Origin of the sequence: Pseudobutyrivibrio sp., assembly GCF_015057185.1 — a bacterium.
Classification (GTDB): Bacteria; Bacillota; Clostridia; order Lachnospirales; family Lachnospiraceae; genus Pseudobutyrivibrio.
This window is the reverse complement of sequence record NZ_SVEV01000027.1, coordinates 1-25,838: the sequence shown is the minus strand read 5'-3', so window position 1 is coordinate 25,838 and position 25,838 is coordinate 1. Positions and strand designations below refer to the sequence as shown.

General features: G+C 39.0%; 24 protein-coding genes and 1 pseudogene. All 25 read left to right on the top strand.

What is annotated here, in order from left to right:
- The first annotated feature begins 2 nt into the window (after nt 1–2).
- Nucleotides 3–701 carry a nucleotide-binding protein gene (locus tag E7276_RS11270; RefSeq protein ID WP_294217620.1) on the top strand — a complete coding sequence of 233 codons (699 nt, stop codon included), beginning with the start codon at nt 3–5 and terminating at the stop codon, nt 699–701.
- 36 nt (nt 702–737) lie between these two features.
- A complete protein-coding gene (locus E7276_RS11265) occupies nt 738–953 on the top strand; it encodes a 4Fe-4S dicluster domain-containing protein (protein ID WP_294217618.1) in 216 nt (71 codons plus the stop codon).
- Nucleotides 954–957: 4 nt separating this feature from the next.
- Nucleotides 958–2,046, top strand: a complete 1,089-nt coding sequence (vorB, locus tag E7276_RS11260; RefSeq protein WP_294217616.1) for a 3-methyl-2-oxobutanoate dehydrogenase subunit VorB — start codon at nt 958–960, stop codon at nt 2,044–2,046.
- A 1-nt stretch (nt 2,047) separates the two neighbouring features.
- Entirely contained in the window at nt 2,048–2,803 is a 756-nt protein-coding gene (locus tag E7276_RS11255; RefSeq protein ID WP_294217614.1) for a thiamine pyrophosphate-dependent enzyme, read from the top strand.
- Nucleotides 2,803–3,366, top strand: coding sequence for a 2-oxoacid:acceptor oxidoreductase family protein (locus tag E7276_RS11250; protein ID WP_294217611.1), 564 nt, complete (start codon nt 2,803–2,805; stop codon nt 3,364–3,366). The genes E7276_RS11255 and E7276_RS11250 overlap by 1 nt, the downstream gene beginning before the upstream one ends.
- 18 nt (nt 3,367–3,384) lie before the next feature.
- A complete protein-coding gene (locus E7276_RS11245; RefSeq protein ID WP_294217608.1) occupies nt 3,385–4,296 on the top strand; it encodes a phosphate acyltransferase in 912 nt (303 codons plus the stop codon).
- A gap of 11 nt (nt 4,297–4,307) precedes the next feature.
- Complete coding sequence (gene buk, locus E7276_RS11240; protein WP_294217607.1) at nt 4,308–5,375, top strand: butyrate kinase; 1,068 nt, start codon at nt 4,308–4,310, stop codon at nt 5,373–5,375.
- 21 nt (nt 5,376–5,396) lie between these two features.
- Nucleotides 5,397–6,617 carry an MFS transporter gene (locus E7276_RS11235; protein WP_294217604.1) on the top strand — a complete coding sequence of 407 codons (1,221 nt, stop codon included), beginning with the start codon at nt 5,397–5,399 and terminating at the stop codon, nt 6,615–6,617.
- Between the two features lie 88 nt (nt 6,618–6,705).
- The gene (locus E7276_RS11230; RefSeq protein WP_294217601.1) at nt 6,706–7,650 is read left to right on the top strand and encodes a flavodoxin family protein; all 945 of its coding nucleotides are present in this window, start codon (nt 6,706–6,708) and stop codon (nt 7,648–7,650) included.
- 121 nt (nt 7,651–7,771) lie between these two features.
- Nucleotides 7,772–8,239, top strand: a complete 468-nt coding sequence (locus tag E7276_RS11225) for a hypothetical protein (protein WP_294217599.1) — start codon at nt 7,772–7,774, stop codon at nt 8,237–8,239.
- Between the two features lie 136 nt (nt 8,240–8,375).
- Entirely contained in the window at nt 8,376–9,692 is a 1,317-nt protein-coding gene (locus E7276_RS11220; protein WP_294217598.1) for an ABC transporter substrate-binding protein, read from the top strand.
- Nucleotides 9,693–9,711: 19 nt separating this feature from the next.
- Complete coding sequence (locus E7276_RS11215; protein ID WP_294217597.1) at nt 9,712–10,647, top strand: AraC family transcriptional regulator; 936 nt, start codon at nt 9,712–9,714, stop codon at nt 10,645–10,647.
- A gap of 230 nt (nt 10,648–10,877) precedes the next feature.
- Nucleotides 10,878–12,233 (top strand): ABC transporter substrate-binding protein, encoded by a 1,356-nt coding sequence (locus tag E7276_RS11210; protein ID WP_294217595.1) that lies wholly within the window; start codon nt 10,878–10,880, stop codon nt 12,231–12,233.
- A gap of 56 nt (nt 12,234–12,289) precedes the next feature.
- A complete protein-coding gene (locus tag E7276_RS11205; RefSeq protein ID WP_294217592.1) occupies nt 12,290–13,198 on the top strand; it encodes a carbohydrate ABC transporter permease in 909 nt (302 codons plus the stop codon).
- A 13-nt stretch (nt 13,199–13,211) separates the two neighbouring features.
- The gene (locus E7276_RS11200; RefSeq protein WP_294217684.1) at nt 13,212–14,024 is read left to right on the top strand and encodes a carbohydrate ABC transporter permease; all 813 of its coding nucleotides are present in this window, start codon (nt 13,212–13,214) and stop codon (nt 14,022–14,024) included.
- A gap of 48 nt (nt 14,025–14,072) precedes the next feature.
- On the top strand, nt 14,073–17,096 hold the full coding sequence (locus E7276_RS11195; protein ID WP_294217591.1) for a glycoside hydrolase family 2 TIM barrel-domain containing protein: 3,024 nt from the start codon (nt 14,073–14,075) through the stop codon (nt 17,094–17,096).
- A gap of 58 nt (nt 17,097–17,154) precedes the next feature.
- Nucleotides 17,155–17,679: a DUF6106 family protein gene (locus E7276_RS11190; RefSeq protein ID WP_294217587.1), complete on the top strand. Its 525-nt coding sequence runs from the start codon at nt 17,155–17,157 to the stop codon at nt 17,677–17,679.
- Nucleotides 17,680–17,689: 10 nt separating this feature from the next.
- On the top strand, nt 17,690–18,859 hold the full coding sequence (locus E7276_RS11185; RefSeq protein ID WP_294217584.1) for a galactokinase: 1,170 nt from the start codon (nt 17,690–17,692) through the stop codon (nt 18,857–18,859).
- Between the two features lie 145 nt (nt 18,860–19,004).
- The gene (locus tag E7276_RS11180; protein WP_294217581.1) at nt 19,005–20,336 is read left to right on the top strand and encodes an ATP-binding protein; all 1,332 of its coding nucleotides are present in this window, start codon (nt 19,005–19,007) and stop codon (nt 20,334–20,336) included.
- Nucleotides 20,337–20,705: 369 nt separating this feature from the next.
- The gene (locus E7276_RS11175; RefSeq protein ID WP_294217578.1) at nt 20,706–22,034 is read left to right on the top strand and encodes a zinc ribbon domain-containing protein; all 1,329 of its coding nucleotides are present in this window, start codon (nt 20,706–20,708) and stop codon (nt 22,032–22,034) included.
- A gap of 18 nt (nt 22,035–22,052) precedes the next feature.
- Nucleotides 22,053–23,129 (top strand): RNA polymerase sigma factor, encoded by a 1,077-nt coding sequence (locus E7276_RS11170; protein WP_294217575.1) that lies wholly within the window; start codon nt 22,053–22,055, stop codon nt 23,127–23,129.
- A gap of 21 nt (nt 23,130–23,150) precedes the next feature.
- Complete coding sequence (locus E7276_RS11165) at nt 23,151–23,975, top strand: zinc ribbon domain-containing protein (protein WP_294217573.1); 825 nt, start codon at nt 23,151–23,153, stop codon at nt 23,973–23,975.
- 75 nt (nt 23,976–24,050) lie between these two features.
- Nucleotides 24,051–24,329, top strand: coding sequence for a hypothetical protein (locus E7276_RS11160; protein ID WP_294217571.1), 279 nt, complete (start codon nt 24,051–24,053; stop codon nt 24,327–24,329).
- A gap of 2 nt (nt 24,330–24,331) precedes the next feature.
- The gene (locus tag E7276_RS11155) at nt 24,332–24,916 is read left to right on the top strand and encodes a hypothetical protein (protein ID WP_294217569.1); all 585 of its coding nucleotides are present in this window, start codon (nt 24,332–24,334) and stop codon (nt 24,914–24,916) included.
- 14 nt (nt 24,917–24,930) lie between these two features.
- A pseudogene (locus tag E7276_RS11150) lies at nt 24,931–25,838 on the top strand (hypothetical protein); the annotation flags it as partial.

Sequence of the window (25,838 nt, the reverse complement as noted above, 5' to 3'; positions counted from 1 at the left end):
AAATGAAGTTGATAAATGATGCTTTAAAGGCAGGAAAAACAAATTTCATATTGATTGGCGGTGCTGGCTGCGGAAAAAGTGAAATTTCACTAAATCTGGCAAAGTACTTAGCCAAGGAATCTGATAAAAAGGTACATCTCTTTGACATGGATATGACAAAACCGCTTTTTAGATCAAGAGATTTGCTAGAAAGCGAAGAGCTTGCAGATATTGCCATTCACTACGAGGAGCAGTTTTATGACGCGCCTACAGTAGTGGGTGGTGTAAGCGAGCTGTTAGCGGATCCAGAAAGTATCGTGGTTATGGACGTTGGCGGAGATGACATAGGTGCCAGAGCAATCGGAGGCTTCATGCTTCGAGCAAAAAAGGAATCCTTATGTGTCTTATATGTTTTGAATTATTTCAGACCATTCTGCCAGGACATTAACCATATAGATAGATTCTTATCAGAAATTCTTACAGTTTCACACTTAAGCCTAGAGGATATTCACTTTATTGATAATCCAAATGCCGGCATCACAACAACTATTGATGAAATGGTTGAGGGAGCAGGCAATATGGAAAAAATCGTCTCAGACCATAAGGAAATTGAGATGGTTTGCGTTCACGAGGGCTTGGTTGAGTCGGTTAAAAAGAATTTCAAGGTAGAAAAGATTATGCCTATACACTTGTACCTGACCTATGAATGGCTTAGGGATTGAGTTTATGGATATACAAGAGTAAAAGGAGGTCATATAATGGCAAAATTTAGCATTAATGTAGTTGCACAGCGATGCAAAAGCTGTGGTTACTGTATCAAGTTTTGTCCCAAGAATGTTCTTGAGATCGGAACTGAAGTAAATGCCAAGGGCTACGAGTATGTTGTAGCTGCAAGACAAGAAGATTGCGTAGGTTGTCTAACTTGTGGACGTATCTGTCCAGATGGGGCAATTGAGATTTATAAGGAGGATTAGATAAATGGCTAGAACATTTATGAAGGGCAGCGAGGCTGTAGCTGAAGCAGCAGTTCGTGCCGGCTGTCGTTTTTTTGCAGGTTATCCTATCACACCTCAAAATGAAGTCCCAGAGTATTTCTCAAGAAGACTTCCAGAGGTTGGTGGAAATTTCGTACAGGGCGAGTCAGAAGTAGCATCCATCAATATGGTTTACGGTGCAGCTTCTGCTGGTGTCAGAGCAATGACATCTTCATCTTCACCAGGAATCGCACTTAAGAGTGAGGGTATCTCATATTGTGCATCAGCTCGTATTCCAATTGTGTATACAAACTTTGCACGAGGGGGCCCTGGAGTAGGTTCAATCCAGCCAGCACAGATGGATTATTTTGAGGCAACAAAGGCAGCTGGTAATGGTGGTTTCCAGATGATGGTACTTGCACCTTCAACAGTTCAGGAGGCAGTAGACCTTACAGTTAAGGCTTTCGAGCTTGCTGATAGAGATAGAAACCCAGTTCACATTCTTGCAGACGGTGTTATCGCAACAATGATGGAGCCAGTTGAGCTTCCAGAGATGATGCCTGAGGAAGAGGTTCAAAAGATTAGAGAAGAAAAGAAGAAGTGGGCATGTGTAGGTCACAAGCTTGACTATGCTAACCGCTCTTGGATCCAGCCAGGTCAGTGGCAGACAACAGTTATGCAGAAGTGTAACGAAGAGGCTGCAGCACTTTATGAGTCATGGAAAGAAAATGACGTTATGGTTGAGGAATACATGGTAGAGGATGCTGAAATCATTCTTACAGCTTATGGTATTTCAGGCCGTATCGCTAAGTCTTCAGTTGATATCTTGAGAAAGCAGGGAATCAAGGTTGGTCTTATTCGTCCAATCACTCTTAATCCATTCCCAACAGAAGCTTTTGAGAAGCTTGACTATAGCAAGGTAAAGGCAATTCTTGATGTTGAGATGTCAATCCCAGCTCAGTATGCAACAGATGTAGAGGCAGTAGTTAGACGTCGTTGCCCAGTTGAGAAGTGCTTATGCTCAGGCGGTAACGTAATGTCAAGAGAGGCCGTGCTTGAGGCTGTAATGAAATTAGCAGGACAGGAGGCTTAACATGGCAGAATTATTATACGGAAGAACAAAAACAATTCAGGAGGACAAGGTTTCAGGATTTTGTCCAGGATGTATGCATTCTTCAATCATGAAGCTCATCGGTGAAGTTATTGACGAGATGGGCATCATTGATAAGACAGCTGCAGTTTTAGGTATCGGATGCTGTGGTCTTCAGATGGACTACATGGCATACGATAACATCACAGCTCCACATGGTAGAGCTTGTGCAGTTGCAACAGGTATGAAGAGAGCAAATCCAGATACACTTTATTTCACATATCAGGGTGATGGTGACCTTGCATCAATCGGTCTTGCTGAGACAATGTCAGCTGCAAACCGTGGCGAGAACTTCACAGTTATCTTCGTAAACAATGGTATTTACGGTATGACAGGTGGTCAGCTTGCACCTACAACTCTTTTTGGAATGAAGGCAACAACAGCACCAAAGGGACGTATTGCAGAGGAGCATGGTTATCCAATGCATGTTTGCGAGACACTTAACCAGCTTACAGCACCTTACTATCTTGAGAGAACAAGCTGTAACACACCAGCAAATGTTATGAAGACAAAGAAGGCAATCAGAAAGGCATTCGAGTATCAGCTTGCTGGCAAGGGATTCTCTCTTGTAGAAATCGTAACAAGCTGCCCAACAAACTGGGGACTTGATTCACTTAAGGCACTTGATTTCCTCGAGGAGAACATGCTTAAGGAATACCCACTTGGTGTTATCAGAGATCGCGGAATGGAGGAGAAATAATGGAAACAAATATATGTGTAGCCGGCTTCGGTGGACAGGGTGTTATGACCCTTGGAAAGTTCCTTGCTTCTGCAACATGTGATTCTACAGATAAGAATGTAACATTCTTCCCTTCATACGGCGCAGAGCAGCGTGGTGGTACAGCTAACTGCTACGTAGTTATTTCAGATGAAATGATTGGCGCACCACTTGGAGATGTTATGGATGACCTTATTGTTATGAATGGTCCATCTTTAAATAAATTCATCGGTACATTAAAGCCAGGCGGAAGACTTTTCATCAACAGCTCAATCGTAAAAGACAAGATTGAAAGAGATGATATTGAGCTTATTGAGGCACCTGTAACAGAGCTTGCTCTTGAGATGGGTAACTCAAAGGTTCTTAACGTAATCATGCTTGGTGTTTACGTTGGATATACAGAGGTTGTTGCTCCAGAAATCGTTTGGGGCACAGTAGAGCATAAGCTTGGTAGCAAGCCAAAGCTTTTACCTCTTAACAAGGCAGCATTTGATAAGGGACTTGAAATTGGACGCGAGTTCAAGGTAAAGAACGGCAAGAACTAGTTTTGAAAGGAAAATCAAATGGTATTTCACAATTTTGATGAATTGATTGCAAAGGTTAAAGGCGCACCTTCAAAGAAGATTATGGCTGTAGCTTGTGCAAATGATGATCATACTCTTGAGGCAGTTGTAAACGCTAGAAGAGAAGGCATCATCGAGCCAATCTTAGTTGGCGATAAAAAGATAATTACTGAGATTTTAGCAGACCTTAAGGAAGAGATTCCTGAGGAAAACATTATCGACGTACCAGCTGAGGATTTACAGCAGGCCTGCGAAAAGGCAGTAAAGCTTGTTAGCTCAGGAAAAGCTGATTTCCTTATGAAGGGTAAGGTAGATACAAAGATTATCCTCAAGGAAGTTGTTAACAAGGAATACGGACTTGGACAGGGAAGACTCATGTCACACTTTACAATGTTCGAGGTTCCTACATATCACAAGGTAATTCTTCCTGTTGACGGTGGAATGGTTACATATCCAGACCTTATGCAGAAGAAGGATATTATCCAGAACACAGTAGATACACTTTGCGCTATGGGTTATGACTGCCCAAAGGTTGGTGTACTTGCTTGTGTTGAGAAGGTTAATCCAAAGATGCCTGAGTCTGTTGATGCAGCAGAGCTTCAGGCAATGAACGAAAGAGGCGAGATTACAAACTGTATCGTAGAAGGACCTATCCAGTACGACTGCGTTATGAGAAAGGATCTTGCTGAATTCAAGGGACTTAAGTCTAAGATTGCTGGTGATCCAGACGTGCTTGTTGCACCAAATATCCATGCAGGAAACATCATGGGTAAGATGTATGCAATCAGCTGCGGTGCAAAAATGGCTGGCTTTATCGTTGGCGCAAAGTGCCCAATCGTTATGGTATCTCGCAGCTCTACAGCAGAGGAGAAGTACCTCTCAATCGTTGTATCTGCAGCAGCAGTTAAATAAAGGAGAATCCTATGGCAAATGAAAAAATATTAGTCATTAACCCAGGTTCTACTTCTACAAAAATCGCTATTTATCAGGGCGAGGAGCAGCAGTGGATTGAAAGCATTTCACATAGCTTAGATGAGCTCAAGGCTTATCCTACAATCTACGATCAGCTGGATATGAGAAAGGATTTGATTCTCGCATGTCTTACAAAGCACGGTGACAAGGTTGATAGCCTTGGAGCTGTTGTAGGACGTGGAGGAGCACTTCCTCCAGTAAAGACTGGAGCCTATGAAGTTAATGAAAAAATGGTTGAGACTTTACAGTTTCATCCAGTAGACCAGCACGCAAGTAATCTTGGTGCAGGTATTGCGTATTCAATTGCTCAGCAAATCGGTGTAAAGGCTTATATTTACGACGCAATCACAGTAGATGAGATGACTGAGGTCAACAAAATCACTGGTATCAAGGGCATTAGAGTTCCTGCAAAGGGTCACAACCTTAATACTCGTGCGGCAGCATTAAAGCTTTGCAAGGACAAGGGCATTGACTACAACAAGGTAAACATTATCGTTGCACACTTAGGCGGCGGTATTACAGTAAACCTTCACTCTAATGGACAGATTATTGATTTCTTCAATGACGAAATTGGAACATTCGCTCCAGAGCGTGCAGGTGGACTTCCAACTTATGCTCTCGTAGACATGTGCTACAGCGGTGAGTACACAAAGGAAGAGATGATGAAGAAGCTACAGCGTAGCGGTGGAATGATTTCTTACTTTGGCACAGCAGACATGCGCGAAGTTGAGCAGATGGTAGTTGATGGAAATGAAGAGGCAGCACTTTTATATGAAGCAATGGCTCTTAACACAGCAAAGACAATCGCAAGAATCGCACCATCTGTTGACGGAAAGGTTGATTACATCGTACTTACAGGAGGACTTGCTTACTCTGATATGTTCGTTGATTCAATCAAGAAGCATGCAGGCTTTATCGCACCTGTAGAGATTATCCCAGGTGAAAACGAAATGAAGGCACTTGCTGAGGGAACACTTCGTGTTATCCGCGGCGAAGAAAAAGCCAGAATTTTTGAATAAGACGGGAAATAGGAGGCTTTAATGAAAAAAACAAATAGATGGGCGCAAGCTATCTGGGGTGTTTTAATACTTCTATTTGCTGGACTTATATATGCATGGTCAGTACTTTCTAGTCCATTTGCAGCAGAATATCCAAATTGGAGCAAGGGGTCACTTTCACTCACATTCACCCTTGCAATGAGCTTCTTCTGCATCGGTGGACTAGTAGCTGGCCTACTAGCAGGAAAAGTGAAGGAATGGGTGATTTGCGGAATTTCTGCAGTGCTTTTCTTAGTGGGATTTATCATTGTTAGCTCAATGACAAATATCACACAGCTATATCTTGGCTTTGGTGTTCTTGCAGGACTAGGAGCAGGATTTGCCTATAACACAGTTATGGGCTCTGTAACAAAATGGTTCCCTGACAAGAAGGGCTTGATTTCAGGAATCCTACTTATGGGATTTGGAATCGGAGCCTTCATAATCGGAAAAGTTTATGCAGGATTTTTAGGCAGCTTTAGCTGGAGACAGGAGTTCAAAGCTCTTGGAGTTATCGTATGTGCAGTAATTTTAATTGGTGGTCTTTTTATTAAAAAGCCAACAGAGGAGCAGATACGAGAATATGTTCCAGCAGAAACAGCAAATAAGGCTGCAAAAGGCGCTGACTTTAAGACTGCCCAGATGATTAGCAAAGCATCCTTCTGGTTATATTTTGTATATGCGATTTTACTTAGTGCAGCAGCGTTGGCATTGGTAGCACAGGCTAGTGGCATTGTAACAGAGACATCGCCCAACCTCGCAGCAGGGACAATTGCAACTATCGTAGGTTTGATTTCAGTATTCAATGGAATCGGTAGAGTAATCTTCGGCGGACTCTACGATAGACTTGGTCAGAAAAAAACTATGTTACTCAACTGTGGACTTTATTTGGTTTCAGTTTTGATTAACATAGCAGCATTAAATGCTGGCAGCTTGGCACTTGTGGTACTAGGATTTATATTCTTTGGACTGTCATACGGCGGTGTGACACCTACCAATTCAGCTTTTATTATGGATTTTTATGGGGTTAAAAATTACCCAGTCAATTTCTCTATCATAAACCTGAATTTGCTTTTGGCTTCCTTCGGAGGAACTGCAGCTGGTGTAATTTACGACAAGCAAGGTACATACATGACCATATTTGTAATTATGATTGTAGCTATAGCCTTAGCTATTGGTTGTACTCTCTTAATTAAGAGACCAAATGAAGCAAAAAATAATTAGTAATAAGTCATTTGTTTCAGGAACAACCAATTATTAATAAAGGAAATCTAATAACTAAGACAAATTAAATTTAGGAGGTTTTTAATTTATGAAAATTTTAGGTTTGTCTTGTGGTACAAGAAACGGTAACAACGATACTATGTGCCGCGTTGCCCTTGAGGCAGCAAAAGAAATGGGAGCTGAGATTGAGTTTATCCACGTTTTTGATTGGGATATCAAATACTGCACAGGTTGCGTAGCTTGCTCAAGAAGCCTTGTAATGGGTAAGGGAATGGTTTGCTCTCAGAAGGATGATTATGCAGCACTCTTTGATAAGATGGCTGAAGCTGACGGTGTACTTGTTGTAGACCCAATCTATGAGTCAGGCGGATCTGGATTATTCCACGTACTTTGTGACCGTATGGGACCTGGACACGATATCGGAATGCTTCACATGCTTGATGGAAAGCTTAAGGAGCAGGGCAAGGATGGTCTTGATCCTAAGTACTTAAAGAAGAAGGCAATTTCATTTGTAGGTATCGGTGGTTCTGACTGGGCAGTTCGTGTTGAGACAGATCACGCTATGCTTGCTATGAGCCCAGCTTGGACAGTAATTAACAACGAGTACTTCTCATGGTGCAAGGACGTTATCATGCAGGATGACAAGGTAGAGCGTATGAGACAAATCGGACGTAACCTTGTTGAGGCTGCAAAGGATGTTGAGAATGCTAAGTGGATGGGTACACCAGGTGCTTGCCCACACTGTAACGGTAACAACTTCTACATCTTCCCAGGAACAACAGAGTGTGAGTGCGAGCTTTGCGGTCTTCACGGTACACTTGAGGTTGTTGATGGAGCATTTAAGTTCAAGTTTGATCCAGCAGATGAGCACAAGGCTCATGACACAATTTCTGGTAAGAAGCTTCACGGCGATGATATCTTCCAGAACGAGGGACGCCTTATGAACCTCTTCAAGGATCCAGAGTTCAAGGCTCGTAAGGAGCACTATACAGCTGTATGTGCACCAACACCTTCACCTAGCAAGGCAAATTAGAAGGGACCCATTTGAGGGTAATTAATAAAATCGGGGGAACTGGGCCCCTAATCCGTTAGGGGCCTAATTCTCTCTGGTAATAGAACAGCTAATAACTGTCATATAAAAGGAGAGAATAAAAATGGAAAAACCAAGTTTAAAATTTTTTGTTGTGTTCAATTTAGTAATGAATATTCCGCTTGCAACAGCAATGTCAGTGGGAGGAATGATATTTTCTGGAAACTCAGATAAGCTACTTACACCAGCTTTGCTGGTAAATATACTCTTGGGATTCGTGTTTGCATGTATTGTAAATGCAGTATTCCCAATACCTCTTATAGCCATCAATTTTCCTAAGTTATTTAAAGTAGACCCAGAGAGCGTTCCAGGAAGAATCCTAGGAAATGTGCCAGTAGTTTTAATTTTCGTAATCATCATTGGTTTGGTTATGAACTTCGTAAATGTGCAAGTATTTGGTGGAGCTCCTTTCCCAGCATTTTTATTTGCATTCCTAGGAACATTAATTCCTATGTACATCTTGTGCTTCGTAGTTGCTATGATATTTATTCCAATTGCGCAAGGTGCAGCAGGCAAAGCCTGTGCTCAATAATTTAATACTTTGGTTATATTTGACACTGAACTAAGCTTCAGTGTCAATTTTTATTATTTAAATTGCATCATTTGCAGAAAAGTGGTTAAATGTAACTAATAAGTATTTACAATTGCAAGATGTATGGGAGAGTTTAATGAGAAAAAAGTTAAAAGCATTGGCCATGTCAATCCTAGTTGCTTCTTCATTAATTGGTTGTGGTGAGAAAGAAGAAGCTCCTATGCCAATAAGTGAGATGAAAACAACCCTTACTGTGTGGGCCTGGGATTCTAATTTTAACATTCCAGCTTTGAAGGCAGCAGAGCAGGATTATCAGCAGGTTAACCCTGATTTTAAATTAGAAATAATAGACATGGGAAACTCGGATGCCATCGAGGACGAAATAGTGGCGGCAGACGAGAAAAAGGTTTATAAAAGCCTTCCAGATTTAGTGCTGTTTCAGGATCACAATATCCAAAAATACGTAAAAAACTATCCAAGTGCCTTTGTCCCAGTTGAAAGCGCAATTATAGATTGGGACAATTTAGGTCAGGACAAGGTTTCCTATTCTATAGTGGATGACGTGCACTACGGGGTTCCAGTGGATGCAGGAACATCGGTTTTTGCTTATAGAACTGATATTTTAGCGGAATGCGGTTACACAATGGATGATGTGACAGGTATCACCTGGGACAGATTTGCCGAGATAGGACAGGATGTTTACGAGAAAACAGGTAAGTACCTAATCGGCGCCATCGGTAAGGACAACGACCTTATTTATATGATGCTTCAAGCAGAAGGTGAGTCTCCATTTAGAGGAGGAAGCCCATACATCGTAGGAAATCATACTCTATGTGATGTTGTTTCAATGATTGTAAAGCTACAGCAGAATCACGTTTTATATTTGGCAGAGGATTGGACAGACTATATTGATAATGCCATTGGAAATGATATGCTTGCAGGAGTCTATGATGGAAACTGGATCATTAGCTCAATGGAGCAGGTTTCAGACCATTCAGGAGATTGGGAGATAACTACAGCCCCTTCATTTTCAGGGGAACCAGGATATTCTTCAAATGGCGGTTCATCCCTTTGTGTAACCACAAACTGCAAGAATTCTTTGGTAGCAAACGATTTTCTAGCCTATACATTTGGTGGAAATTCTGCAATTGATGGTCATTCAATTACCTATGATGAGGCACTAACAGAGGCAGGACTTATTGGTACTTGTGTGGCTGCAGCAGAGTCAGAGGTTTATAGTCAAGGAGTAGACTACTTTAACGGACAACCAATTTATTCTATAATTGTGGAGTACTCTCAGGAAGTACCACTTGTTGAGCAATCTGAATATCATTATGAGTGCAGAGAGATAATGTCCCAAGCAGTTCTTAGCATTATTGAAGGTAATAATATAGATGATGTTTTGGCAGATGCTCAGGTTAAATTAGAGGAGGTAATAGCGCCTACAGAATAGGCATTTTATTGGGGTTATAATGGCAAAACAAAAAAGACAGATAGAATATAGATATTATGAGATACCGTCTGATCAATATGTTTTGGCTCTTTTGGGAGATAAATGGATTCAAAGCTATGGTGAAGAAACTGGTAATATGCGACATTTTCATAATTATTTGGAGGTAGGCTATTGCTATTGGGGCAGCGGCAGGCTGATTATTGACGAAGCCACTGTAAATTATAAAGGGGGCATAATAACACTCATTCCAGAGAACATCCCACACGATACAAAAAGTGACGAAGGTGGAGTTTGCAAATGGGAATATTTGTTTATCGATATTGATAATTTTATAAAAAAGGAAATGCAGTTTCATAGACTTATTCCTGAGGAAGTTATAAAGCGGATAAATAGCCAAGGATACGTAATTCACTGGAGCAAAAATAAGCAGTTAACCAACATTGTTCGTAGCATTATTGAGGAATATCGCGAGCAAAAGCCTTATTACAAGCAGGCTGTAAAGGGCTATTTAAGGGCATTTGTGGCTGAAATGCTTAGACTTAATGAGAATTTGACCACATCATTGACCTTGGAGGAAAAGCGATTAAACGGCTATATAGAAAGAAGTGTTAACTATTTTGCAGAGCATTTTGCAGAAGATGTTAAAATGTCAGACGTAGCCTATGAATGTGGGCTGTCTGAGAGTCACTTCAGGCGTATATTTGAAGAAACCATGAGTATGAAGCCTCTTGATTATTTAAATATGGTCAGGATAGACAACGCATGCGAGCTTATTAAAAATAAGGATTATGGAATGGAAGAGGTTGGATACAGAGTTGGATATCAAACGCCTTCCACATTTAATAGAAATTTTAAAAAGCTGACAGGAAAAACACCCTATCAGTGGAAAATGGAAGAGAGCCATTTTGGTTCTACAAAAAAGAATTATAAGATTAGTGCCAAGAAAGGATGGTAATCGCGTTTTGTGATTACCATCCTTTCTTCACGGTTTCGCCACTTTTTCGTAGAAAAACAATTATTTAACAATCTTAAATAGTCGAATTTGCATGTTTTTGGCTTTTTTCTATTATATAAATAAATACTCAGTCGTGTATTATGACTATAGAAGAAAAGATTAAAGGGCTATTCATTATGCATATTGCACAAGTTGAGCCCGAGAATTTTTACAGAAGGAGAAGAAGGGGAATGAAGAAAAAATTAATTTCACTTATGCTCGTTGGGGCAATGGCAACTTCTTTAGTTGCTTGTGGCGGAGCAGAATCAACAGGCTCATCAGAGGTCGATAGCACAGGAGAAGGCGATACAGCGGCTGTGCAATCAGAGGATGAAAACACTCTTACAGTTTATGCTTGGGATGAGAACTTCAATATTCCAGCACTTAAAGCAGCAGAAAAGGATTATCAGGAGAAGAATCCTGACTTTAAGCTTGAGATTATCACACAGTCTCAGTCATCAGATGTTGAAAATGCTGTAACACTAGCAGCAGAGGCAGGAGATTACAGCACATTACCAGATATCGTTTTATTCCAGGATCACTACATTCAGCAGTATGTAACAAACTACCCAGATGCATGGCAGTCAGCTGAGGGAGCTACATGTGATTGGTCAGGTCTTGGAGCTGAAAAGCTTTCTTATTCTACTATCAATGGCACTCACTATGGATTCCCAGTAGATGCAGGTACAGCAATCTTTGCTTATAGAACAGACCTACTTGCAGAAGCAGGATACACAATCGATGATGTAACAGGTATCACTTGGGACGAGTTCGATGAAATAGGTAAAGCTGTTTATGAAAAAACAGGCAAGTACCTTCTTTGCATGGATGGTTCAGGAAACGACTTATTTTACATGATGCTTCAGGCAGAAGGTGTTTCACAGTTCAAGGATGGAGAGCCATACATCACAGAAAATGAAGACTTAGTTAAGGTATTTAATATCCTTGTTAAGCTTGCTCAAGACAATGTTCTTTACCTCGCAAATGACTGGTCAGATTATACAGATCAAGCTATCCAGGGCGACATGGTTGCAGGCGTTTACAATGGTAACTGGATTATCCCAACAATCGAGCAGGTTGCTGATAACGCAGGACAGTGGGAGATTACAACAGCTCCAACACTTACAGGTGCTCCAGGGTATGCTTCAAACGGTGGTTCTTCACTTTACATCACAGCTAACTGCTCTAAGACAGAGTTAGCACTTGACTTCCTATCATACACATTTGGTGGTGAGTCAGCAGCTGATGGACAGTCAATCACATATGATGAGGCCCTTACAAATGGTGGTGTAATTGGTACTTGTGCAGCAGCAGCTGAGTCAGATGTCTACTCACAGGGTGTTGATTACTTTAACGGACAGCCAATCTACTCAACAATCGTAGAGTACACACAGCATGTTCCAACTGTAGAGCAGTCAGATTATCACTATGCATGTCGTACACAGCTTGGTACAGCACTTCAAAACGTTCTTACAAATGGTGAGGATGTAGATACAGCACTTGCAACAGCTGAAGAGCAGTTAAGATTTGAAATGGAATTAGATTAATCTAAAGAAATCTTTGGGAAGTGGCTAGCCCACTTCCCATTTTTAAAAGAAGGGGGATGCCAAAGGTGAAAAATAGAAAAGGAATGACACTTGCTAATAAGCAATTGGCAGCCGGCTGGTTGTTCTTATTTCCAGCAACACTATTGATTTTCATAATGAATTTCTATCCTATAGTCAGGGCGTTTTTTATTTCGTTACAGACTGGTAAGGGCGTAAACATGAGGTTTGCAGACCCTTTATTTAACAATTACATTCGAATGTTCAAGGACGGTATTTTTTCTCAATCAATTAAAAATACATTCCTTTATTTAATAATAGAAGTACCTATTATGTTGATTTTGGCCATATTGTTGGCGCAGCTATTAAATAATAAGGACTTAAAATTTAAGGGACTATTTAGAACAGCAATATTCTTGCCATGTGCTACATCTTTGGTTTCGTATTCAATCATTTTCAAGTCAATGTTTGCAACTCAGGGACTTGTAAATTCGGTGCTTATGAAGCTAGGAATTATCAGCGAGAATATTAATTTTCTTGGAACGCCAGCTACAGCAAAGGCAGTTATCATCATTGCTCTTATTTGGAGATGGACAGGATACAACATGGTATTCTACTTGGCTGGACTACAAAATATTGAATATTCAGTATATGAGGCAGCAAAAATTGATGGAGCTACAGGCTGGAAGACATTCTGGTACATTACATGTCCACTGCTTAAGCCAACAATTGTTATGACAGCGATTATGTCAATCAACGGTACATTACAGCTCTTTGATGAGTCAGTTAACTTAACAAGCGGTGGTCCTGCAAACTCAACAATTACAATGTCTCACTATATTTACAACACTTCGTTTGGTGACGGCACAGGCAATATGGGTTACGCATCGGCAATGTCATTTATTGTATTTATTATGGTTGCAATTCTTGCATTTATTAACTTGAAAGTAGGTGATACACGTGAATAAGAAAAATAAATCAATGGTTCAACGTAGACTTATTCCTACATACATATTTTTAATAATTTGCTCACTCATATCGGTATTTCCACTGTATTGGATGATTGCAGCTGCAACAAATGCATCACTTAATATTGCTAGAGGTTCCATAGCGTTTGGAGACCAGCTGATGGTTAATTTCCAGCATTTATTAAATGCAGTTCAGGGAACACTTTGGTCATCAATGAGAAATTCATTTTTATTCTCAACAATCCAAACACTATTTACATTGTTTGCTTGTTCCTTGGCTGGGTATGGATTCGAGTTATATCACGACAAGAATAAAGATAGATTATTTGGAATAATCCTTCTTGCTATGATGGTTCCTCAGGTGGCAACACTTGTTCCACTTTATAAATTAGTTTCAGACATGAATATGCTTAACACAGTTTGGGGCTTTATTCTCCCAACAATAGCTACGCCATTTATGATTATGATGTTCAGACAGAATTCTCGTAATTTCCCACCTGACATCATGGAAGCAGCCAGAATAGATGGACTTCCTGAATGGAAAATCTTCTTCAAAATGTACGTTCCAATTCAAAAGTCAACTTATGCAGCAGCTGCTGTAATCACATTCATGACATCATGGAATGCATATTTGTGGCCAAAGGTAACAATGAGAGAAGCATCAGCTCAGACAATGCCTATGTTTATCGCTAACATAACAAGTGGTTATACAGTAGATTATGGAATGACAATGCTTGGTGTATTATTCTGCTCACTTCCAACAATGATTATTTTCTTTGTATTACAGAAGCAGTTTGCAGAAGGTATTACAGGTTCTGTTAAATAAAAAAATAATTGGGCGGTGTTCCCGCCCTTTTTTAAAGGGGAATGAAAAATGAGAAGTTCCGAATTTAATTACAAAATAGTAAAAGATCCAAGAATTTTTCAAGAAAACAGAATAGATCCACACTCAGATCATGAGTATTATGACAGCGAAGCGTATGGCTACGGTGATAGGTCAAATTTTAAATATCTATTAAATGGGATTTGGAAATTTGAGTATGCCAAGAATTACGATTCTTGCGACAAGGATTTCTATAAGGAAAACAGAGATTGTAAAAGCTGGGATGATATCAAAGTTCCTGCCCACATTCAATTAGAGGGATATGACAAGGTAATGTACGTAAACACACAGTATCCTTGGGATGGACACGAGGCAATCGATCCGGGAGAGATTCCAACTGAGGATAATTCTGTTGGCAACTACGTTAAATATTTTGAGCTTCCTCCGTTCATGAAAAACAAGCCTGTATACATTTCATTTCAAGGCGTAGAAAGCGGATTTGCTCTTTGGTTAAATGGCCAATACATAGGTTACAGTGAAGATTCATTTACTCCAGCCGAATTTGACTTAACACCTTTTGTTAAAGAGGGAGAGAATAAGCTTGCAGTTCAGGTTTTCAAATGGACTGCAGGAAGCTGGTGCGAGGATCAGGATTTCTTTAGATTCTCAGGTATTTTCAGAGATGTGTACCTATATACTGTTCCTGCAACACACATAAGAGACATTCGTATTCAGACTTTGTTAGATGACGAATATAAAAATGCAACACTAGTACTAGATATGGACGTTATTGGAAGTGGAATGGTGCATATGACACTCTCCAATGAGGAGGAGGATATTCTCAGTAAAGCAAATCTAGCAGAGGGGGCAAACCACATGGAGGTTCACGTTAGAGAGCCAAAGCTGTGGAGTGCAGAAAGCCCATATCTATTTGATTTACAACTAAATGTATTTGGAGAGGATGGAAGATTATCAGAGGTTCTCAAGGAAAAAGTTGGATTTAGACGATTTGAGATAATTGACAATATAATGCACCTCAATGGAAGACGTATTGTTTTCAAGGGTGTGAATCGTCATGAATTTTCTTCAGCTACAGGACGAGTTCTTTCTGAGGAAGATATTTTAAAGGATATAATCACTATAAAAAAGAACAATATAAATGCTATCCGCACAAGTCATTATCCTAATCAGACTGTATTTTATAGACTTTGTGATATATTCGGATTGTATGTAATCGATGAGACAAATCTTGAGACTCACGGTACCTGGCAGACACCTATTTTGATCCTTGGAGAAAAAGGAAACGATTACGCTGTACCTGGTGATAGAGAAGAGTTCACTGAGAACGTAATAGATAGAGCAAGAAGCATGTTTGAGCGTGACAAGAATCATCCAAGTATCTTGATTTGGTCACTTGGAAATGAAAGCTATGGTGGCTCAAACCTAAAAAAAATGAATGATAAATTCCATGAGTGGGATAACACAAGACTAGTACATTACGAGGGAATTTTTAACGATAGACGAGTGGACATGTCTGATGTTGAATCTACCATGTACGTCCCTACAAAGGATATAAAGGAATGGCTAGCAGAGCATAAGGAAAAGCCTTATATTAACTGCGAATACATCCATGCCATGGGAAATTCCTGCGGAGCAATGTATAAGTACACAGAGCTTGCTTATCAGGAGCCATTATACCAGGGTGGATTTATTTGGGATTATATTGACCAGGCAATCACCACAAGGGATTGCAACGGTGTAGAATTTGAGGGCTATGGTGGTGATTTTGATGAAAGACCACATGACGGCAGCTTCTCAGGAGATGGCCTTTGCTATAGCAAAGATAGAGAGCCAAGTCCAAAGATGCAAGAAGTTAAATATGATTACCAAAACATAAAAATCACAATTGCTGATGGTGTTGCTCATATCGAAAATAGGAATTTATTTACAAATACAAATGAGTTTACTGCAATTCTCACCATAGAAAAAATAGGAGAACTTGTGGCAGAGGAGGAACTGACAATTGATTGTCCACCTCTTGAGACAGTAGATTATCCATTAGAGCTTGAATTGCCAGAGGATAGCGAATATGTGGTTACTCTATCGTTTGTACTTAAGGAGGATACTCTATGGGCAGATAAAGGGTACGAAGTGGCGTACGGTCAGACCACAGTAGGCAAATATATAGTAGAAAAGGGACTTGAGCAAAAACTAAGAGTAACAAAGGGATTTTTCAATATTGGAATAAAGGGCGATGATTTCGAAATATACTTTGCAAAACAAAAGGGATTAGTTTCATACAAATATCATGGTAAGGAATTGTTAAAGCGCACTGTGTTGCCAAATTTCTGGCGTCCGCTGATAGAAAATGATGTTGCAAATCAGCTTCCATTTAGAGCAGGACAGTGGAAATTAGCAAGTAAATACCTCTCAACCATGATAATGGATGAAAAGAAATATGAATATCCTGAAATAGTTGAGGATGAAAAGCAGGTTAAAGTCATATTTACATATCATTTGCCTACAAATCCAGCCTCAAGCTGCAAGGTGGATTACACCATACATAGCGACGGTTTAATTGATGTAAAGGTTATTTTGGAAAAATCTGATATGGTTGGAGAATTGCCAGAGTTATCAATGGTATTTACTTTAGATAGCCAGTTAAATAATTTAGAATGGTATGGAAAAGGTCCAGAGGAAACATATTTTGACAAGGACCACGCGAAATTAGGAGTATTCAAAAATAAAGTAGCTGACAACATGGCAAAATACTTAGTGCCTCAGGAATGCGGAAATCATATGGATGTGCGCTATGCTGCACTTACAGATGATAGAGGCGATGGTGTGATGTTTTATGCGAATTACAATGGATTTTCAGCCCTCCCGTTTACAGTCCATGAGATAGAAGAAGCAATGCACCACACTGAATTGCCTCCGGTCCACTTCACCCATGTAAGAATAGGCCAGCAAATGGGTGTTGGCGGTGATGATACCTGGGGTGCAAAAACCCATCCAGAATACATGTTAAATAACAACAAAGAAATAGGTATTTCCTTTAGTTTTCGTGGGATTTAAGTTATAATTAATGTCGGCTGAGCGTTTCAGCCGGCATTTTTTTGGAGGGTAATGGATAATGTTTGAGACAAATGACACATTTATCGAAGAGGCAGTAAAAGCCAAAGCAAAACCTAGTGATGCAGCAAAAAAAGGCGGCATGGTAGCAGTTACCGTCATACTTTTGCTTTCAGTACCAGTATTAGGTGGAGTGCCTGGTCTTGTGGCTAGTGGACTTTTGATAGCCTCAGCAATCTATACCATTGTGCTTATGGGCTACAAAAACATCGAATTTGAATACGACTACACAAATGGTAGCCTTGAGATTGCAAAGATTATTAATAATGAAAAAAGAAAAAAGGTGCTTTCTATAGAATCCAGTGAAGTAAAGCTAGTAGCAGCCCTTGGAACTAACGAAGCTCTTAAATTTGACAATGTAAAGCTTAAAACATATGACTGTTCTACAGGAAATAGTGAGGATAAAACTTACATTTTAGTTGGACATAGCGAGGCAAAAGGCAACGATTTTAAAGTGATTTTCAATCCTTCAGAGGAGTTGATTGCTGCAATGTCAAAGTACAACAGAAATGAAGTATATAGATAGGAGATAAGTAATGAACGAGAAAGAATTAAGGGTTTTATTCGAAGAAAAATTTGGTGAGGGTGGAGATATCCGCACTTATTTTGCTCCAGGTAGAGTTAATCTTATCGGAGAACACACTGATTACAACGGCGGACACGTATTTCCATGCGCTCTTACCATTGGTACATATGCAGTAGCAAGAAAAAGAGATGACAGAGTAATCAAGTTTTACTCAGCAAACATGGAGCAGGCTGGTGTAATAGAATGTAGCCTTGATGACCTTAAAAACAAGGACGAATATCACTGGGCAAACTATGCTTTAGGTATCGTTTGGGCTTTAAAAGAAAAGGGTGACGAAATTAAATCAGGATTTGAAATGTGCGTTTGGGGCAATATTCCTAACGGTTCTGGCCTTTCTTCATCAGCATCACTTGAGGTGCTTACAGGCACAGTTCTCACAGATTTATTTGAACTTAACAAGACAATGACAGAGTTAGCCCTTATCGGACAGTACTCTGAGAACAATTTCAATGGATGTAACTGCGGTATAATGGACCAATTTGCGGTTGCAATGGGACAAAAAGACCACGCCATTTTCCTTGACTGTGCAGATTTATCCTATAAATATGCATCAGTTAAGCTACCAAATGCCAAGATTGTTATCACAAATTCCAAGGTAAAGCACTCACTTGTAGACTCAGCATATAATGATAGAAGAAAGGAAAGTGCTCAGGCTCTTGCAGATCTTCAGACAGTATGTGGCATCAGCACACTTGGTGAGCTCACTGATGAGGAGTTTGAAAAGTATGGCTCAGCTATTAAGGATGAGGTTTGTTATAGACGTGCTAAGCATGCAGTTTCTGAGAATCAGCGTACTATCAAGGCAGTTGATGCTTTAAATAATAATGATATTGCCACATTCGGACAGCTTATGAATGCCAGCCACGTTTCACTTCGCGATGATTACGAGGTTTCCTGTGAGGAGGTTGATTTCCTTGTTGAGACAGAGTGGTCGGTTCCAGGAGTTATCGGAGCCCGCATCACAGGCGGCGGCTTTGGTGGATGCACAGTTGCCATCGTAGAAAATGATGCTGTTGAGAATTTCAAAGAAACAGTTGGCAAGGCATACAAAGAAAAATATAACTTAGATGCTGAGTTCTATGTAGTAGACATAGGAGACGGCGCTAAAAGAATAGCATAGGATATAGGAGCACTTCGGCTCCTATTTTTTTGCCTATAAATATTTTTCTATGGAAAAATATTGGCTAAATGCATATTATTCTATAGAAAAATATTTACACATTGCATATTTTTCTATAGAATAATATCAAAGGAGGTATCTATATATGTTAGAAAGAAAGATACTTAACGACCTAAGAGACTGGAGAAATAAGAAGAATCATAAAAGTGTAATTGTTACTGGCCAACGCCAAGTAGGAAAGACATATGTTGTTGATCAGATGTTTGCTAATGATTATGATTCATATATTTATATAAATTTTATAGAAGAACCTTCCATGATTGGAGAATTTGCAGGTGATTTAGATGTAAACACACTAAAGCTAAACATATCTGCAAGGAGACCAGGGACAAAGTTTATAGAAGGAAATACATTGATTTTGCTGGATGAGATTCAGGAATGTCCGAATGCCATTGCATCTTTAAAGTTTTGGACTGAGGATGGAAGATATGATGTAATCGGTATGGGTTCATCACTGGGAATGAATTACATGAGTGAAATATCTTATCCTGTTGGAAAAGTCGAGTATTTATCTATGCATTCTTTGGATTTTGAAGAATTCTTATGGGCACTGGGAGTTGGTAGAGATGTTATTGAAGGACTGAAAAAATACTTTGATAATGTAGAAAAATTGCCAAAATCACTAATTGAGACTATGACAAAATATCTCCGTAAATATATGGTGATCGGTGGCATGCCAGAAGCTGTAGCTACATTTGTCGAAACAGGAGATTTGCATGCTGTAGATGAAATCCAAAGGCGATTAATTAGAGATTATAAAACAGATATTGCGAGATTTGCAGATGCAAATATTAGAATCAAAGCTCAGGAATGCTATGAATCTATTCCTTATCAACTGACGAAGGAAAATCATAAGTTTCAATACTCAAAAGTTGAGTCTAAGGCAACTGCATCAAAATTCGGTACAAGTATAGCATGGTTAAACAATCAGCTATTAACTTTGCAAGTCCAGAATTTAAAACGAATAGAGTTTCCGCTAGAATCATTTGCAGATGAGACTAATTTTAGAATATATCCAACTGATATAGGTATTCTTGTAGGAATGTTTGATGAAGGCCTAAAAAAGGCTTTGCTCGAAGACAACAATATTGAAGAGAAGGCAAATGGATTGATTTTAGGTACAGCAAAAGGGGCTTTGTATGAGGCTCTGGCTGCAGATATGCTTCACAAAAGGGGATATAATAAATTATTTTTTTATAAGCATGAAAAGAATACAAGCGAGATTGAATTTGTATTAATGAAGGATGATGAGATAATCCCAATAGAAATTAAGGCAGGTAAAAAGCAGGCAAATTCATTAAGGAATATACTCGACAATAACATTCAACTAAATAAGGGATATAAAATGGCATCAGTAAATATTGGGCAATCAGAAAAGATAATTTCAATGCCAATATTTATGCTAATGTTTATGTAAAATTTCAAGAGCCGGCTCGTATGAGGTGGCTTTTGTATATTTATAAATCTAAATGGCAGTCAGTTGACTGCTATTTTTTTTTGAAAAATTTTTAAAAATTTAAAACCTAATGGCAACCTTATCTGTAATAGAAGTAGAAAGAGAAAAATAAAGAACAAATTTTGAAGAAAGGTAGGTTAATTTACACTAATGAGAAAAATGAAGAAAAAAGTGGCGCAAACCCTTGAAAATACTGGGTTTTTTAGGGGTTGACATGGGGGGGGGTGGAATGGGTTTATAATGAATACACAATTCGGAAAATATTATGTTTTGAAAAAGCTGGTTTAAAATTTAGAAAAAAATAATGAAAAAATATAAAGGAGAAAATATATGATTTTTTGTAAAGAGTGTGGGACAGAATTAGGAGATGAAGCAGTATTTTGCACCACTTGTGGGGCAAAAATAGAAAGGGCAGAGGCTGTACAGCAGGCAACACAGCAGTATCAACAGCAACAGCAGTATCAGCAACCACAGTATCAGCAGCAGTATCAACAGTACCAACAGCCACAGTACCAGCAGCCTATGCAGCCTAGAAAACCAATTTCTAAGAAGTCTATCGCAGCAATCATAGCAGTAGTTGTAGTAATAATTGCATGTCTTGTTGCAAAGAATACAGTATTTGCACCAAAGATTGACCTAGAAGAATGCTTGTTAGTTGATGTAACAGGCTTTGATGGAGCAGGAAGACTCGACATAGATATCGATTACGATACTCTTATGTGGGAAATCAGCGATATGAATGACAATATATCTGATGACAAGATATATGAACTTGTTAGTTCAATCTCTTTTGAGCCTTCAGAGGATGAAAATCTTTCAAATGGTCAGGAAATCAAAATAAAGGTTAAATATAAAGAGAGTCTTGCTAAAAAATGTAAGGTTAAATTTAATGCAGAAGATATTACATATACAGTAGAAGGCTTAAATGAAGTAACAGAAATTGATCCATTTGAATATGTAAATGTTTTCTTTGAAGGTTATTCTCCAAATGGTTCTGTAGAAATTCAGGCTGATGGAATCGAAGATATAGGTGCATTATCATACGAAGCTGATAAGACAGAAGGCTTGGCAAATGGCGACACAGTTACTGTTAAGTGCACAAGTGAAGAGAGCAGATACAATGAGTTAGGATATAAATTTACACAGACTAGCAAGGAATATACAGTAGAGGGACTTGAAGCATATGTTACAAGCCCTAGTGAAATCGATGAGGCAACACTTGCAAGACTTCAGGAAAAAGCGCTTGCAGAAATCACTGACGATTTGTCATATGTTACTGATTTATATGAAATAGAACACACAGACTACACATATGAGGGAATGGTTGTACTTACTGGCAAGGAGATGGGTCAGTGGAATAAAAATGATAACGAGGTAATTCTTATTTATTCAACAACTGCTTCATGTGAAGATTTTGAGACAACAACATTCTATCTTCCATATAGATTTGAAGATGTAATCAAATATGAGGATGGAACGATTGATTATCAAAATGATGAAGCAGTATATGAATCTAATGGTGATTATTACTTTGGAGCTGGCGATTATTATAAAGGTTATGATGACGCATCAACAATGTTTACAGAGCTTGTAAGAAATAATACAGACGATTATGACTATGAGATAAGCAGTGATCTTGAGGATTTATACAATCAATAAAATGAAGGGTTTTGCTAAATGAGCAGCATAGAAGAACTAATAGCAAAAGCCAAAGCCGGTGAATCTGAGAGCTTTGGACAAATCTATGAGATGTATAGAGAAAAGGGTATAGCAATTGCCCGCCAATACGTGAAAACTGCAGAAGATGCAGAGGACATGTATCAGGACGCATTTATAAAGGCCATGGAGCATATTGACTCTTTTGATGAGACAAAGAGCTTTGGACCATGGCTTGATACAATAATTGTTAATACCTGTAAGAATTATTTAGTGAAAAAGAAGCCTACTAGCTTTACCGATGTATCTGATGAGGAGATGGACTTCGTAGATACCATCGCAAACAGTGACGAGGACATCATTCCTGAGAGCGCCTATGATAGAAAAGAATTGATGGAAATCATGGATGGAATCATAGGTGCCCTTCCTGCAGCTCAAAAAGAGGCAGTGGTTCTTTTTTACTACAAGGAAATGTCGGTAAAGCAGATTGCCCAGGTTCAGGAAGTGCCTGAGGATACTGTAAAAAGCAGGTTGAATTATTCTAGAAAAAAGGTATCTGAAGGGGTACTTGAGTTTGAAAAGAAAAATGGTATCAAAATACACAGCACAATTATCGTACCAGTTTTACTTTCTCTGCTTTACAAGAATACTGCACGAGCAGCTGCAGCAGAAACAGCAATAGTATCTGCAAAAGCTATTACAGCTACTGGTGCAAAAACAATTGCACAAAACTATGCAGCAGGGCAAGCCGCCACAGCCACAGGGACTACATCAACGGGAGCTGCGGCAACAGGAACCGCAGCTACAACTGCAGCAACCGCAGCCACGGCTGCCGCTGGTTCAGGAGCCTTAATTGCCAAATTAGCAATAGGTGGTTTAGCAGCACTTACGGCTGTAGGCGTGGCCACATCAAGCTCCCACAAGGATGATAGAAGAGAGGATAGAGAGGATAATTCATTTTTTGAGAAAAGCTATGAAGAGGATTATTACAGGGATTATGACTATTATTCTGATTTGATATGGGAAATAAATGATATGCTCGATGAACAAAACAAGAAACTTTGTGAGAACCTACCTTATATATGGAATGAAAGATAAAGATTATTAGGAGGAAATATTTTGCGAAAAGAAAAGATGTTAACTGAGGATTATGCATCCGCAGTTGAAATAAAAAACTATGCTGAGGAGCAGATTAGAAAAGCTAAAAGCTTGGAGCCAACAGCATTTAATATACTATGGACAAATTGGGCTATGATAGCAGCCCCTCTTGCCTTTTGTTTCTTATTTGGGCATGTACCAGTTTTAGAATATATAGCACAGTTGATGTTTTTTGTGGCGGTAGCACTTGCACTATATGGAGTCTATAGAGCATATATGGGTGTAGCTAAACCAATGGGAGGATTTGAAACTATATTTGGTTCTGTAAGTGTCCTAGCAAATAATAAAGTGACAACAAGTGGAATTGGAGCTTTCTCACTTTTATTTGGTCCTGAATTTTATGGAATGTCAGGTTTACTTTTTTCAATTTTAAAGCTGGGATTATATGTTGAGATTCCATTCTATATGATGGGGTATCCACCACTTTTCTTAATTATTATTAAAAAACAATACAGTAATCTTATAAAGAAATGTAATAAGGAAATGGATTACTATGTGAAAACTAATGACCCTAGTGTGCAAGAGTACATGGAAGATAAGGATTATTATACAACCTCTAGTTCAAAAGCAGAGCCAGTAGAATCAAGTTATCCAACAGTTACTGATTTATTTAATAAGATTAATGTAGTGACAAAGACAGCTTCATCAGCAGTAGTTGGGGTAAAAGAAAAATACATGCCAAATCAAGCACAAATATCAGAGCCTAAGAAGCTATTCTGCAGTCAATGTGGAGCAAAACGAGGCGAGGGAAAATTCTGCGGAAGCTGCGGAGCAAAATTAGTTTAAAAAACTAAGAAATATTAAAACCTAACACCTTCTTTATCTGTAATAAATATAGAAAGAGATAAAGGAGGTGAAGAAATGGAGTATTATCTAAAATTTACATTTCTGATTTCTCAGCTGGTAAAGGATGAGAAGAAGAAAAAAAGAGCCATAAAACTAGCAAGAACCATAGCTAAAAATGATGAGGCAATTTTAGATTTTATAAAAAATGAGGGACTTATCACAATAGGAGAAACCAAAAAAGATGGTCCTTGTGCAGAACCTGAGAACGCAGATAGAATTGATGAATTAATATATCAATATTTCAGGTACAAAGAGAATGAATGGAACAATAAGTTTTTAATAGAAAGGAATTGAGTATGAAAAAGTTTGTAAAGAGCATGTTGATGGTGGCAGTGGCAGGAACATTGCTTGTAGGCTATAGCACAAGCGCCCAGGCTGCTAACATTGGTTACGAGAACGTAACCCAGGACACACTTAATGCAGCCAATGAGTTGCACGCATACTATGGCAGCAAGATTCCACAGGAGGCTGTCACACTTGCAGAAGCAAATGCAAAATACTATGCAGATGCAATTATGGCAGACCCTGAGCTTGTAACAGATTATGACAGAATTAATGCAGCAGCATATATGGTAAGTCTTCATTGTGCAGAGTCACAGTATGGCTCAGATGATTTAAAGGCCTACAAGTCCCCAGCAGGTCCTTTCGTTTACGGAGTATACACATGCGCAGGCTCCACAAGAGCTCTTGGCAGAATCCTTGATTACATGGGCTACAATTGGTACCACGTAAATGAAAATGAAAACAAGCATCAGTGGTGTGTAGTTGAAATGGACGGACAGCTTGGATTTGCTGATGGCATGGGCGGCTTTGCAGGCTATGGAGAGATGGTAAATGGAATGACACTTCCAGACGGACAGGTCATAATGTTTGCAGAGTAAAGGAGTTGTGAAATATGAAGAAGTTTTTTAAAAAGTTAGCAGTTTCAATGATGGCACTTAGTGTGATTATTCCTGTACATTCAATTACAGCACACGCTGAGATAGTGGAGTTTTTGGATCCATATAGACCCCAAGATCACAGAACTGGTTTATATGAATTTGAACATTATGATACAGACTGGGAAGCAACAGTTCATCCATACATTGATAATCTGAATAAGGCAAGAGCAGAGGCAATTGCGCAAGTGGAAGCAAATGCTGCTCTTGCAGAGCAGGATAAAACAGGATACCCATTTGTAAAGATTCCAGCACGAGATTTTTTATGTAATTATCAAGTTTTAAGTTATTTTAATAATGATGGATTTGATTTTGATGCTGAGAGCTATGCAGCAATGTATCCAGAGGTTAAGGAACAGTACGGAAACAAGTTCTCGGATTTATGGAGTCACTACAAGACAATCGGAGTTTATGAAGGAAGAGTTGCCCATACAAATGGAATGATGTCATGTGGTTTTGATGCAATAATGGCATTGTACGAGGTATGGACACCAGAGATGACAGATAGGGAAAAGGTAATTTTTGTAAATAACTATTTACGTGAAAAATTATTCCCAATAGAGACAAATCCTGGTGTAAATATTGATGAATCGGGTCAATTAGCTGCTTTTGCAAGAGGTTATGAAATTGAATTTACAGAGATAATGCGCCAGTTAGGTATTCCTTGTATTAGAGAGAACAGTTATGAAATAAACCATTGCGTGCGTGGTGAAATATGGGATTCAGATTGGGATCAGGTTTATTTAGACGGAAAATGGTACATTGTTGATGTTTATATGAATGATGTAACAAATTCAGACCAGTATCTATTGATAGATAGACATCCACTTGCTTATCCAGATTATTGGGCTGAAAAGAATATTCA